The organism is Microbacterium sp. GW823-FHT02G05 (genome assembly GCF_058797175.1).
In genome coordinates, this window is record NZ_JBXAJK010000001.1 from 322761 (window position 1) to 336610 (window position 13850).

General features: G+C 67.4%; 8 protein-coding genes. 1 reads left to right on the forward strand and 7 read right to left on the reverse strand.

The window, feature by feature from the left end; all coding sequences use genetic code 11:
* Positions 1-43: 43 nt before the first annotated feature.
* From AC1REM_RS01535 to AC1REM_RS01565, 7 genes are all read right to left on the reverse strand, one after another.
* Positions 44-6085: an Ig-like domain-containing protein gene (locus tag AC1REM_RS01535; protein ID WP_492512988.1), complete on the reverse strand. Its 6042-nt coding sequence runs from the start codon at positions 6083-6085 to the stop codon at positions 44-46.
* A 193-nt stretch (positions 6086-6278) separates the two neighbouring features.
* Positions 6279-7322 (reverse strand): NAD(P)-dependent alcohol dehydrogenase, encoded by a 1044-nt coding sequence (locus AC1REM_RS01540; protein WP_492512989.1) that lies wholly within the window; start codon positions 7320-7322, stop codon positions 6279-6281.
* Entirely contained in the window at positions 7319-7927 is a 609-nt protein-coding gene (locus AC1REM_RS01545; RefSeq protein WP_492512990.1) for a DNA-3-methyladenine glycosylase I, read from the reverse strand. The genes AC1REM_RS01540 and AC1REM_RS01545 overlap by 4 nt, the downstream gene beginning before the upstream one ends.
* 48 nt (positions 7928-7975) lie before the next feature.
* On the reverse strand, positions 7976-10018 hold the full coding sequence (locus tag AC1REM_RS01550) for an acyl-CoA dehydrogenase family protein (RefSeq protein ID WP_492512991.1): 2043 nt from the start codon (positions 10016-10018) through the stop codon (positions 7976-7978).
* Positions 10019-10150: 132 nt separating this feature from the next.
* Positions 10151-11260, reverse strand: coding sequence for an HTTM domain-containing protein (locus tag AC1REM_RS01555; RefSeq protein ID WP_492512992.1), 1110 nt, complete (start codon positions 11258-11260; stop codon positions 10151-10153).
* Positions 11257-12030, reverse strand: coding sequence for a DUF5819 family protein (locus tag AC1REM_RS01560; protein WP_492512993.1), 774 nt, complete (start codon positions 12028-12030; stop codon positions 11257-11259). The genes AC1REM_RS01555 and AC1REM_RS01560 overlap by 4 nt, the downstream gene beginning before the upstream one ends.
* A 51-nt stretch (positions 12031-12081) precedes the next feature.
* Positions 12082-12435, reverse strand: coding sequence for an ArsR/SmtB family transcription factor (locus AC1REM_RS01565; RefSeq protein ID WP_492512994.1), 354 nt, complete (start codon positions 12433-12435; stop codon positions 12082-12084).
* A 74-nt stretch (positions 12436-12509) separates the two neighbouring features.
* Here AC1REM_RS01565 and AC1REM_RS01570 point away from each other — a divergent pair, with 74 nt between their 5' ends.
* Positions 12510-13844, forward strand: a complete 1335-nt coding sequence (locus AC1REM_RS01570; RefSeq protein ID WP_492512995.1) for an FAD-dependent oxidoreductase — start codon at positions 12510-12512, stop codon at positions 13842-13844.
* The last annotated feature ends 6 nt before the right edge of the window (positions 13845-13850 follow it).

Genomic DNA, 13850 nt, shown 5'->3' on the forward strand with positions numbered 1-13850 from the left:
GTTCCTTGTTGTCGTCGGATGTTCTCTGGGCAGCCGGGGCGGACTACCAGTAGACGGGTTCGGTCACGGACGGGTTTCCGCCGATGATGCGCACGGACTTGTTGCCGGCGTAGCCGTTGTAGCAGTTCAGCTCGACCCGGCCGTTGGACGGGATGTGGACCTTGTACCCGGCGTTCGTGCCGAAGACGGCTCCGTTGTTCATGCACTCGATGTTGTAGTCGCCGCCTTGGAAGGCGTCGTTCGTGTTGATCACGAGCTTGTAGCAGCCGCTGCCCGAGCATCCGCTGACGAACGACCCCTTGGAGGTCCATGCGCGAGGCACCGGCGGATCGTTCGTGCGTGCAGAGGCGGATGCTTCGCTCGACCACTGCCCTTCGGTGTCCATCGCCCGCACACGGATGCTGTGCGTCTGCTGGAACCCGTTGCCGACGGTGGTCGTCCCGTCACGACCCACGTTCTGCCAGCCTCCGCCATCGACGCTGATCTGCATCACCTGGATGCTGCGACCGTTGTCTGCGGGAGCCGACCAGCCGAGTGTCACCGAGGTGCCGTTGTTCCTCGCCGACGCACCCGGCGTGTTGACCGGACCGAAGGGGATCAGCGCCTTCGTTCCGCCGGAGGAGGGCCCTGGCTGCGACTCCTGTCCGCCGACCACGGAGTACGCGCGCACCCGGATCACATTCGACGAGCCGTTGCCGGCGTTGATGCGCGAGCCGTCCCAATCGCGACTGAACGCGCCGCCGTTGACGCTGAACTCGTAGCGGATCTCGCTGGCGCTCGCGCCATTAGCGTTGCTCAGGCTGTAGGACACCGTCACGTAGCCGTTGTTCTCGGTCGTCCCCGTGATCGTGGGCGCGCCGGGGCTGCCGAAGGCACGAAGCGGGGCGGATGCCGCGCTCCACTCCCCCCATCCGGCCTTGTTGCGCGCACGCACCAGGAACGTGTACTCGGTGGTGTGCGTGGCAACGGTCACGGCCTGCGACCGCGCCGTACCCGTGGAGATGGTCGTCACATGTTCGCCGCCGCGCATCACCTGCAGCTGGTACTCGGCGATGGCGTCGCCGTTCTGCGGCGCCGCCGCCCAGCTCACGTTCATCTGCGCCTGGCTGCCGACCGACGGCGCCGTCGATGCCGAGGGCGCGCTCGTGGCCCCGGGAGGACCGGCCGGAATCTCGCCCGCCGACCAGGCGCTCCACGCCGAAGGCTCAGGAGCCCGGTTGTGGGCACGCACGCGAACCTGGTAGTCCGCACCGTTCTCCAGCCCCTCCCAGGTCAGGGAGTTGCCGGTGACGCCGACCTTCTCCGCGGAACCCGACGGCGGGGCCGGCGAGATCTGCAGCGTGTAGCTCTCGACCGGCGATCCGGGTGTCGTCGGCGTCGTCCAGCTGACCGCAAGCGAGCGATCCCCGAACTTCAGGGTCGGAGGCACCGGGGTGTCAGGACGGGCATCCGGACGAGCGACAGCGGACGCCGGCGACGCCGGCGAGTCGCCGACGCGGTTCGTGGCGACGACCGTGAAGGCGTACTCGACATTGTTGGTGAGGCCGTCGAGCGTGCAGGTCGTCGATGTGCACTTCTTCGTGTACGGCGAGGTCACCGACGTGACGGTGTACTCCGTGATCGGTGCGCCGTTGTTCGCGGGCGGGCTCCAGGAGAGCACGACCGTGCGATCCTGCACACTCGCGACGGTCGGCGTGCCCGGAGCATCCGGGATTCCCTGCACCGTCAGCTTGACCTGTCCGTCAACCTCACGGTCAGGATCCTTCGTGGCGTCCTGGATGCGGTAGCTCACCGTCATCGCACCGAAGAAGGTCGCGCCGGGGGTGACCAGCAGCCGGTCACCGTCGACCTTCACCTCTCCTTCGCCTGTCTCCACCACGGCACTGCGGATCTTCAGCGGTGTCTCCGGGAACGGGTTCACATCGTTCTTGAGAACGTCGACAGGAATCTGCTTGCCCTGGTCCGCTTCCGGGACCGTATCCGTGTTCGCTGTGGCCAGCGGACGCGTCGAGGCGGTGACGGTCACCGCGATGCTGCCCGTCACCGGGGCGGTCTCACCGTCGGTCACGGTCAGGTTGACCGTCGCTGCAGAGCCCTTCGGCGTGCTCGAGGACGCTTCGACGTGAAGGACTGAGCCCTCCAGTCGCGCCTTGAACCCATCCGGCATAGTGCCCGTGAGCGCGAACTTGTGCTTGCCCTTGTCATCCGGGTCGGGGTCGCTCGTCATGGGAGCCAGGTCCAGCGTGACCGCGGGCTCCCCAGGCGCGACGCTCATCGCGCCGTTCGTGAACACGGGCGGCTGGTTGTCGGGCGGCAGCACCGTGATCGGCAGCGTGAGCGTCGCCTTGCGGCCCTCCGGGTCGTCCGGTCCCGTGCCGTCGGTCACCTCGAACGTCAGCGCATCCTCACCGAAGTAGCGGTCGCGCGACGTGTACACGAGAGTGCGCTCGTCCTGGATCAGATCCGCGCCGTTGCTGTTGACGGCGCTCACCTTGGCGGCTTCGGTCAGGATCACCGCGCCGCCGTCGAAGCCGTTGACGTAGTCAGCCAGCGGGATCTTCACGGTCTCGCCGCTCTTGACCTCCAGAGGCTTCGTCGACGCGAGCGTCGGAGCGAGCTCCGAGATCGCGGGCACGAAGATGAAGGCGGACGTCGCCTGGTCATCACGGTCGGTGATCGTGTAACGCAGCAGTTGACGCTCGGGGCCGACGGTGACCTCGATCGTGCGATCGTCGAGGATGGTCGCGGCGGAGTCGACCTCGAGGGCGAGGTCATCGACTGTGCCGTCCGGATCTTCGTCGTTGGTGAGCACATCCACCGCGACGGTCATCTCTTCCGTGATGTCTTCCAGCGCGATGCGATCGTCGCGTGCGATCGGGGCGAGCAGCGGCACCTCTTCGTCGACCGTGATCTGCAGCACCGCAGTGGCGCGCGCACCCTTGGAATCCGAGATCGTGTACTGCAGCGAGGTCTCGATCTCTCGATCGGGAACCGTCACCAGAACGCGATCACCGGAGACCTTCGCAGACAGTCCGTCGACGTCCGGCACCTCCAGCCCGTTCTTCACGAGGGCGGGGGTCTCGCCTTCCGGGTCGGAGTCGTTCGCGAGCACCGCGACCGCCACAGTGCGTCCGGGACGTACCGTGATCGAGTCCTTCACAGCGTACGGAGCCTGGTTCGCCTCGTCGCCCGGCGCGATGCCGACCCGGATCGTTCCCGTGGCCTCCTGCCCGAGACGGTCGCGGACGCGGTAGGTGAAGCTGTCGACGCCAGAGGAGCCTTCGAAGGCCTGGTACACGAGGAAGTTCGTGCCGCCCATCTCGACCTTGCCCTTGCGGGGGGCCGAGTCGTGACCGATGAGTTCGACCGAGTCGCCGTCGGCATCGATGCCGTCCAGCGGTACGGCGATCCGCACGCTCGAACCGCTCAGCGCACGCACCGTGATGTCGCGCGGACGCGGCGCGGCATTGTTTTCCACGTCGACCGGAAGTACCTGGATCGTGATGTAGCCGGCATCCTTCTGGCCCATCGAATCGACGACCTCATAGGTGGCGTAGACCGTTCCCGGGGTGTCGCTGGCTCGGAACCGCACCTGGTCCTGAGAGACGAAGGCCTCGCCGGCCTCGGGATCGACGAGAGGTTCGACGAGCTCGGGGCTGACGTGCATGGCGTCGCCGTTGGGGTGCGCGTCGTTGCGGAGGACCGGGATGGTCACGACGTCGCCGACGCGCACGACCGCCTGGTCGTCATTCGCAATGGGCGGGAGCATCTTCTCCGGCGCCGCAATGGGGATGACGATCACATCGCCCTCCGCGCTGGCGGAGCCGTTCGAGATGCGATAGCTGATGCGCACCTGCTCATCGAGCGCGCCCTGGTCGGTGATGCGCAGGCTCTCATGGTTGAGCACCGAGACAGAGATGCCGCTGTTCGGCGGTACCGTCACGGACTGCACGACGAGGATGCCGCCGGAGGGCTCGGTGTCGTTTCCGAGCACGTTCACGAGCACGGATCCGCCCGCGGGCACGAGCGCCACGTCGCGCACGGCGACCGGCGGCAGATCGGTCTCGCTCGCGTCCTGCACGTCGACGCGCACAAGGCCGGGGACCGCGTTGGGGCCGGCGCTGACGAGGTACTGCACGTAGTAGACGCCCGCGGTCGGAGACTCGAAGGTGAACGACTTGTTCGGGAAGTCCGGCACGATCGTCGCACCCGCGACCTCGTCGAGTCGGGCGAGACGCAGCGGCTCGCGGCCCGAGCTCGTGTCGTTGGCGAGCGGCGCGATCGTGATCGCCTCGCCGACACGTGTCACGAAGTGGTCTGCGTTGGTCTTGGGAACCGTCGATCCGACGGGACGCACATCCAGACGCAGCACACCCGTCTCGACGCTGCCGAGCCCGTCCGCGACGACGATGGTGATGTCTTTCCGCCCCTGCAGGCTGGCCACCGCACGGTAGGTCAGCTGACCGTCGGTCGTGAACTCGACCTCGTCACCCGGAGCGGCCTCGACAGCCTTCAGGTAGATGTCGTCGCCGTCGGGATCGATCCAGTCCGGGAGGACGTTGTACGAGACCGTTCCGCCCTCTTCCACCGCGAGTGTCGTGGTGCGGCGCTGGTCCGGTGCGGAGTTGGTCTCCCAATCGTGCACAGACACGGTCGCCGTGGCGGAAGCCGTTCCGCCCCGGCCGTCATCGATGTTGTAGGTGAACGACGCGCTGCCGGTGGCATCCTCTTCCGTGGAGAGCTGGAGAGACCCGCCGTTCTGGATCGTCTGCACGGTCCCGAGCCCGAGCTGCGGCTCCGGGACGGTCGCGACCAGCACGTCGCCATCGGCATCCGTGTCGTTGTCGAGAACGGGAAGCAGCGTCGAACGGCCCGGCCGCACACCGAACTCGTCATCGGTCGCGACGGGAGGAGTGTTGATCTCACTGCGCTCGGGGAGCGTCGTCTCGACGGTCTCCTCCGTGGTGCGCTCGTCGTCTTCAGCTTCACCGTCGGGCGGGGTGATGTCGTTCCAGTTGTCGACCTGCTGCAGGCTCTCGGTGGCCATCCACGCGGCGCCCGAGACCACGTCGTTGAGCACGACCACATCGCGGTTCACCCGGAACGTGAGCTCCGCGCCCTCTTCGAGACCATCGATGTCGCTCTGCAAGTCGGATGCGTCGCCGAGGCAGTCCCGGATGAACTTGCCCGACTCGCTCCACGCGCCGTAGGTGCAGCCCTTGAGCGTGACAGGAGCCGCAGGTACGCCCTGCCCACCGGAGCTCCGTTCGACGATCTCCGCGCCTCCGTCGAAGGGCACCGTAAGGAGTTGACTGTTCGTGGCCACCGCGACCGACTCACCGGCGCTGGACGGCTGCTGCAGCACCGCATCTGCGGCGTTCTCGAGCGGCGTGCTGAATCCGCCGGAGGCGAGCAGCACGCCGGCCTCCTTGTCGAGCACCACAGGGCGCGTGCCGACCGCGGTGATCGTCGGCGCCGCGTTCTCCGCGATCGCGACGCCCTCGGCAGCGAGATCCAGCGGCTCACCCTGCGGGTCGACCGGAACTGTGATGAGCTCGCCGTTCGCCGGCGAGACGCCGTACACCGAGCCGTCCGTGCCGACCGTGACATCCGCGTTCTTTCCGAGGACGGCGATCGGCTCTGCGGCCTTCGCCTCGAAACCGGCGAGCCCCGACGCGGGCACGACCCAGAGGTTTCCCTTCTCGGGTTCAAGAATCGCGACGGTCTTTGCCCCGAGCGCGACCTTCGCACCGCCGGGGATCGACGCACTGTCGGTGAGCGCGACGCGAGCGGGATCGATGACTGTCGCCGCCGAGGCGCTGCGGTCGACCACGACGACCGTCGGACCCGCCTGAAGAATGTCGTACGAGTCGCTCGTCGTGCGCAGACCGCCGTCAAGGAGACGGGACTCGTTGTTGAAGTGACCGACGAGAAGACTGTCGTTCTTGGTGATCCAGACGCCGCCGTCGTGCAGATCGACCTCGGCGGTCGGGAGCCCTTCGTAGACCATCGCCATGGTGGTGATCGCGACTGCGACCGCCGTCACGCCCGCCGCAGACGCCAGCGTCTTCGGACGCGCACGCATCCACGCGAATGATTTCACAGCGGGTCCCCCCCTGGGCCTATGTGTGTCTTTTCCTCGGACGCTCACACACGCGGGGGCTCGCCCCTCGGGTGGGCGCACGAAAGCTCGTTTCATCCTAACCGCGACACGCGGAGACTCCGCATGGGGACAAATACCCATCTGCCCCGAGACCTCGTCTCGCCGGGTCGGCGTGTCAGCGCATGCTGGCGATGTCGATCACGAAGCGGAAGCGGACGTCGGAGGCAAGCACGCGCTCGTACGCCTCGTTGATCGCCGATGCGTCGATCGTCTCGATCTCGGCCGTGATGCCGTGCTCGGCGCAGAAGTCAAGCATGTCCTGAGTCTCGGGGATCCCGCCGATGTTCGACCCTGCAAGTGAGCGTCGGGCGGCGATCAGCGAGGAGACGTTGAAGGACTGCGCCTCCGGCGGCGCGCCCACGCACACGAGCGTGCCGTTGGTGTCGAGCAGCCGGAGATACGTGTCGAGGCTCAGCGGTGCGCTGACCGTGTTGATGATGACGTCGAAGGAGCGGCGGATCTCACGCAGCGACTCCGCGTCGCTCGTCGCGTAGTAGTGGTCGGCGCCGAGACGCAGCCCGACGTCCTTCTTGCTCAGCGTCTGTGACAGCACCGTGACTTCGGCGCCCATCGCGTGGGCGATCTGCACCGCCATGTGACCGAGGCCACCGAGACCGATGACGGCAACCCGGCTTCCGGGGCCGACCTTCCAGTGGCGCAGCGGAGAGTAGGTCGTGATCCCCGCGCACAGAAGAGGGGCGGCGCCGTCGAGCGGCAGCGCGTCGGGAATGCGCAGCACGAAGCCCTCGGTGACGACGACCTGCGTCGAATAGCCGCCCTGCGTGACGGTGCCGTCTCGGTCGATCGCCCCGTACGTGCCCGTCGCACCCACCCGACAGTACTGCTGCTGACCGGCCAGGCACTCCGCGCATTCACCACAGGAGTTGACGAGGCATCCGACACCGACGCGGTCGCCGACGGCGAAGCGCGTGACCTCGGCACCCACCTCTGCGACCGTTCCCGCGATCTCATGGCCCGGCGCGAGCGGGTAATGCTGCGGGCCCCAGTCGCCGCGCACGGTGTGGATGTCGGAGTGGCAGATGCCCGCATACGCGATGTCGATGCGGACGTCGAGCGGACCGAGCGCTCGGCGCTGGATCGTGGTCTTCTCGAGCGGAGCCCCTTCGGCAGGGGCGGCGTATGCGGTGACGGTGGTCATGGTGTCTCCTCAGAATCGGATGCGGTCGGCTGCGGCGTCACGCGCCAGCATCCGTCGAAATGATCGTCGACCATGCCCGCCGACTGCATGAGCGCGTACATCGTTGTGGGGCCGACGAACCGGAACCCCCGCGCGCGCAGGGCCTTGCTCATCGCCGTGGACTCCGCGGTCACCGCCGCGACATCGTCCATCGAGCGAGGGCGGGGACGCGAAGCATCCGCGGGTGCGAACGACCACAGCAGGGCATCGAGCTCGCCCTCGGACATCTCGCGCACGATGCGGGCGTTGCCGATCGTCGCCTCGATCTTGGCCCGATTGCGCACGATGCCCGCATCAGCCATGAGCCGTTCGATGTCGTCGTCACCGAAGGCGGCGACGACCGCTGGCTCGAAGCCCGCGAACACCTCACGGAACCGCGGACGCTTGCGCAGGATCGTGATCCACGAGAGCCCGGCCTGGAAGCCCTCGAGCGACAGCTTCTCGAACAGTGCACGGTCGCCACGCAGCGGCTGGCCCCACTCCTCATCGTGGTAGCGCTGGTACTCCGGATCAGCACCGACCCATGAACAGCGGGCACGCCCGTCGGCAACCAGGAGCGAAGTCATAACCTCAGCGTACGCACGGGCCCCGACATCCGGGACCCGCGCGTGCCGTCAGGCCTTCTTCTTGAGCTTCTTCTCCTGCACCGGTGCCGTCCCGGATGCCTCGAGGTCGGCGTAGTACGCACGGGCCTGCTCCTGGCGCTCGCGCTCGATCCCCGATGCGATGGGGGCGCGCACATGCTCAGGCTCGTAGCCGAAGGCGTTCACGAGATCGAGCGCGTGCGGACGCAGGCGCTGCGCGAGGCGGTCGATGTAGCGAGACACCGCGCCGGCACGCTGCGCGGAGAGGCGGCCGTTGATGAGGTACCAGGCGAGATGCTTCTCGATCAGCTGCAGACCGAAGAGGTCGCGCAGCCAGGTCATGACCTGCTTGGTGTCGGCGTCGTCGATCGCGTGGACGGCATCCGTGAACGCCTCCCACTGCAGCAGCTCGCCGTGCGCGCGGGCTGCCTCGATGAGCTCGGCCTGGTTCTCGTTGAAGAGCTTCTCGCCGAGCACCTTGTCTTTGCCGGCAGGGCGCAGGCGCCCGGCGATGTCGGCGACCATCTGCTGCACGCGATCGGCAAGCAGCTCGTGCTGCTGCTCTTCGCGCAGCCCGAACTCGACCGAGCGTGCCGTCGAACCGAGGTCGGCGACCGCCTGACCGAACTGGCGAAGCCCCGCGCCGTGGAACACCTTGCCGGCCGTCTGGCCGACGGCGTACTTGGCGAGCGCCGCAGCATCCTTGCCCTTGAACTGGCTGGCGAAGTCCTGCAGCAGGCGCTTGCCGACCAGCTGCAGCAGCACGTTGTTGTCGCCCTCGAAGGTGACGTAGATGTCGAGGTCTGCACGGAGGCCGACAAGGCGGTTCTCGAACATGAATCCCGCACCGCCGCACGCCTCGCGCGCCTCCTGCAGGGTGTCGAGAGCGTGCCAGGTCGACAGCGGCTTGAGAGCTGCCGCCAGCGTCTCGAGGTCTTCACGGTCCTGCGGGGTGTCGGTGCGGCCCGAGAAGACGCCGTCGAACTTCTGCAGGAACTCATCGTGCGCGAAGATCTGCGCGTACGTCGTCGCCAGGCGCGGCAGCAGGCGGCGCTGGTGCTTGCCGTAGTCCAGCAGCACGGTCTCCTGGCCGTCGGCGCCGGTGAACTGACGGCGCTGGCTCGCGTAGGTGATCGCGATGTAAAGACCGAGAGCGGATGCCCAGGACGATGCGCCATCGAGAGAGACGCGTCCCTGCACGAGCGTGCCGAGCATCGTGAAGAAGCGGCGTCCGGGGCTGTCGATGTCGCTCGTGTACGCGCCGTTCTCGTCGACGTTGCCGTAGCGGTTCAGCAGGTTGGTGCGCGGAATGCGCACGTGGTCGAACGAAAGGCGACCATTGTCGATGCCGTTCAGGCCACCCTTGAGGCCGTCATCCTCCCGTCCGATGCCGGGCAGGTCGTTGCCGTCCTCACCGCGCAGCGGCACATAGAAGCAGTGCACACCGTGGTTCACGCCGTTCGTGATGAGCTGCGCGAAGACGGTGGCGGCGATGCCGTGCAGGGCCGCGTTGCCGAGGTACTCCTTCGTCGCACCGCGGAACGGCGTGTGGATGACGAACTCGTCCGTCTCCGGATCGTACGTCGCGGTCGTGCCGACGGACGCCACATCCGAGCCGTGCCCGATCTCCGTCATCGCGAAGGCGCCGGGGATCGAGAGATCCATGATGCCCGGCAGCCACTTGTCGTGGTGCTCGCTCGTGCCGAGCTGCGACACCGCCGAGCCGAACAGTCCCCACTGCACGCCCGACTTGATCTGCAGACTCGGATCGGCGAGCACCAGCTCTTCGAATCCCGCGATGTTCGCCCCGTTGTTCTCATCCCCGCCGAAGCGCTTGGGGAACGCCCGATGCACGGCCCGGTTCTCGACGAGCAGATGCATCTGCGCGAGAACGCGTTCACGGTGCGCATCCTTGTCGAGCGAGTCATCGCGCCAGAACGCCGAGTCCCTCACCAGGGCACGCGCCTCGCGGCGGGTGTCTGCCCAGGTGCCGAGCAGAAGCTCGTTGACGCGCGCGACATCGATCGTCGGGGTGTGCTCGACGGATGCGGGGCGGACGGCGGTGTCGACCATTGCGGTTCCTCTCAGGAGACTTCGGGATCACTCTGATCGTAGGTCTGCCACAACTCCGAGCGAACTCGGATGTAGAGGTGCAACAACGCCCCGTGGGCACGGATGCCGCCCGCGTTGTCATCTCACGACAGTTCACGCCTCCGCATGGACGCGCTCGCGGGGAGGGACGCCGGGAGCAGGTGCGGTCGCCCCCACGGCATCGGGCGGAGAATTCGGCGCATCCGGCGGAGCATCCTCGGCATCCGGTGCGGCTCGCCTCGTCAGCCGTTGCCAGCGCGCGTGCAGCCACCCCTTCGCTTTCATCCAGCTGCTCTCGCGGATGAAGATCATGTCGCTCGCGATCATCACGAGTGAGAAGAAGGGCAGGGCGAGCAGTACGCCGATGCCCGCGTGCATGCCCGTGATGCCGATGAGCGCGATGATGCGCGTCCAGCGGTTGAGCAGCAGCAGCGGGAACAGCAACTGCAGATAGACACTCGCCCACGACGCGAGATACACGACGGGCGTCATCTGCCAGACGAGGTCGTTGAGCCATGGCACGAGCGTGAGCTCATCCAGCCGCAGCGGGTAATAGACGGCGACGCCGACGACCCAGGTGCTGCCCTGCAGCTTCCAGAGCGCCGACGAGATGTAGATCGCGAACACCTGGAACGCGATCAGCATCACCGCGGTGTTGTTGAACAGGTGCGGAGCCCAGCGGGGCAGCGGCCACAGCTGCAGTCCGCGGATCCGCAGCACCGGCGACACCGGCGCATCCTCTCCCCTGCGCGCGCGACGCCGCGCGTCGAGCGACCACCGGCGGGAGAGATCCGCGAACAGCAGGAAGATCAGCATGATGCGGAAGGTCTGGTAATGCCCCGAGTTCGTCACGACCGGGTTGAGCGTGCTGAACCCGAGCCACAGATAGACGAACAGCGGCGAGACGATGCGCATCCGCCAGCCGAGCGTGTACGCCACCGCAACGGCCGCGAGCATCGCCGTCTTCGCGTAGAGAACCGGATCGGAGTCGGCGCGATCGAACGGGAAGGGCAGCGGCCAGGGGTAGTCATTGACCGAGGAGGTCGTGCTGAGGGGTCCGGACCAGGCCGCGCCCTCACCGAAGGTGTAGCTGAGGTACGGCGCGTACAGCGCGAGGATCAGCACCGTCATGCCACCGAACACGATGCGCATGATGGCCAGGCCATGGCTGGCGCGATAGTCGTCGAGCAGCCAAGACAGACCCCGTGAGAGGAGAGCGGTCATCGCAGCGTCGCCTCCTCCGGGGCGGAGGCGTACCAGGCGCGGAAAGCGCGGGCGAACTGCTCGCTGTTCTGCCCCGGGAAGACGATCGGCTCGCGCCATCCGGTGTTCGTGTAGCTGGACGCCGGCCTCTCGGCCCCCTCGACCATGCGGTCGTTCCACCGCACGACCGGGTCGTAGACGACGCGCGTCTGGACCGCGACGACGTCGGCGTTCTCACCCCACAGCGCCTCGGCCGCCTGTGTCGCGTAGGCGAGGATGTAGTCGCCGGAGGTCATATACTCCGAGATGTTCTGGCCGCCCTCCGACAGCGCCTGGGCGAACTCGCCCCGACCACCCGTGCCGCCCCCGCGGAAGTCGCGCGCGGCGACCTCCTGCTGCTCCGGAGTGAGAGCGCGATGCGCGGCCATGAAGCGCTCGGCCCCGATGATCGTGGACTGCTTGCGCAGCACTCGCCGATACGGCTCGGCCAGCTCGACCGCCGTCGCGTTGACCCACGGCGACATCGTCTCGCCAGAGGCATCCCTCGTGATCGCACGGAACCACAGCTCGCGATCTTCGCTCGCCGGGTTCGGGGCGAAGATGCGGTAGTTCTGCACGAAGAGCGGGCGCGTGTACGCATCGGCGGCGGCACCCGGGAGGCTGCCGTACTTGACCGCCGAATCGGGAACATTGACGACAGCCGTGAAGAACATGTGCACCGCGGCGAGCGCGAGCACCAGCACCGTCACGATGAGCGCGGGCACTGTGCGTCGCGTCGTCGTGGAAGGCATAGAGCGAGGGTAGTCGTTTCGGGCGGCATCCATAGGCGAGCTGTGGAGAACTCAGGATGCTGCAGCGATAAGAGCGCCGACGGCGTCGGAAAGCGCGCCCGTCGTCGGCCGGTAGTACGCCCAGCGGCCCCGCTGCTCACGCACGACCAGGCCCGCGTCCGCGAGCAGGCGAAGGTGATGTGAGACGGTCGGCTGGGACAGCCCGACCGGATCGGTGAGATCACAGACACACATCTCGCCCGAGCTGTTCGCGACGATCATCGACAAGAGTTTGACGCGGGTCGGGTCGCTCAGCGCTTTGAAGACCCGTGCCACATCGCGCGCGGCCGCCTCATCGATGACAGCCCCCGGCGGGCAGTCGCATGCCGTCGACTCGGCCGAGATCGTCGCAGGAACCGTTGCCATGCCTCCATCCTGCCTCACGCATTGACATCCGTCGATGCATCATCAAGACTCGACACATCGAAGAATGTCTATGCATGGAGGATGCAATGGAACCTGTCGTCATCATCGGAGCAGGCCCCCAGGGCTTGGCCGCGGCCGCCCATCTGCTCGAGCGGGGGCTGCAGCCACTTGTCCTCGAGGCAGGCGACGGCCCCGGTGCTGCGGTCGCCGAATGGGGTCACGTCCGACTGTTCTCGGCATGGCCGGAACTCATCGATACCGCCGCTCGCCGCACCCTGGATCAGACAGGATGGGCGGCTCCGGAGAAGGGGTACCCGACCGGCCGCCAGTGGGTCGACACGTACCTGGTCCCCCTCGCCGAAGCGCTGGGCGACCGCGTGCACTATGGATCGCGCGTCGTCGGTGTGGGGCGCAGGGGGCGCGACCTGTCGGTCGATGCCGGCCGCGCGGAAGAGCCTTTCGTCGTTCACGTACAGCGCGCCGACGGCGAAGAGCGGGTGCTGGCCAGCGCGGTGATCGACGCGTCCGGCACCTGGGCGCTTCCAAGCCCCGCGGGTGCCGACGGCGTCGCCGCCCTGGGCGAGCGGCGGGCATCCGCGGCCGGGCTGCTGGAATACCGGATGCCGGCAATGGAAGACCTCGCGGCTCTGGCCGGCCAGCACATCGTGGTCGTCGGAAACGGTCACTCGGCGGCAACGACGATCGTCCTTCTCTCCCGTCTTGTGAGGCGCTCTCCCCGCACTCGTGTGTCCTGGGTGCTCCGTCGCGGGAGCGCCGACAACGCCTTCGGCGGAGGTTCCACCGATGAGCTCCCGGAGCGCGGGGCGTTGGGCCAGCGAGCGAAGAAGGCCGTCACTGACGGGCAGGTCGATCTGGTCACCGGGTTCCGCACGGAATCCGTGAACATCGTCGGCGACCAGGTATCGCTGACCGCCGAGGACGGGCGCAGTCTCGATCCCTCAGCCAAGGTGTTCGTCTCGACCGGATTCCGTCCGGACCTGTCATTCCTTTCTGAGATCCGACTCGACCTGGACATGCGCCTGCAGGCTCCAGTGAGGCTCGCCGCGGAGATCGATCCGAACCTGCACTCCTGCGGATCGGTCCGCGCGACGGGGGCCGCAGACCTCGCCCATCCAGAAGCCGGCTTCTACATCGTCGGAGCGAAGTCCTACGGGCGTGCGCCGACCTTCCTTGCCATGACCGGGTACGAGCAGGTGCGCAGCGTCGTGGCGGCGATCGCCGGTGACCATGAAGCCGCCGAGCGGATCGAGCTCGACCTCCCCGCTACCGGTGTGTGCGGCGGATCCGGTCTGTTCGATGCTCCCGACGAGACCACCGCTTCAGCAGGATGCTGCACTCCCGTGCCCCAGCTGATCCCGCTCGGCAGCGCACCGCTGTCTGCGCGATAGCTGCAG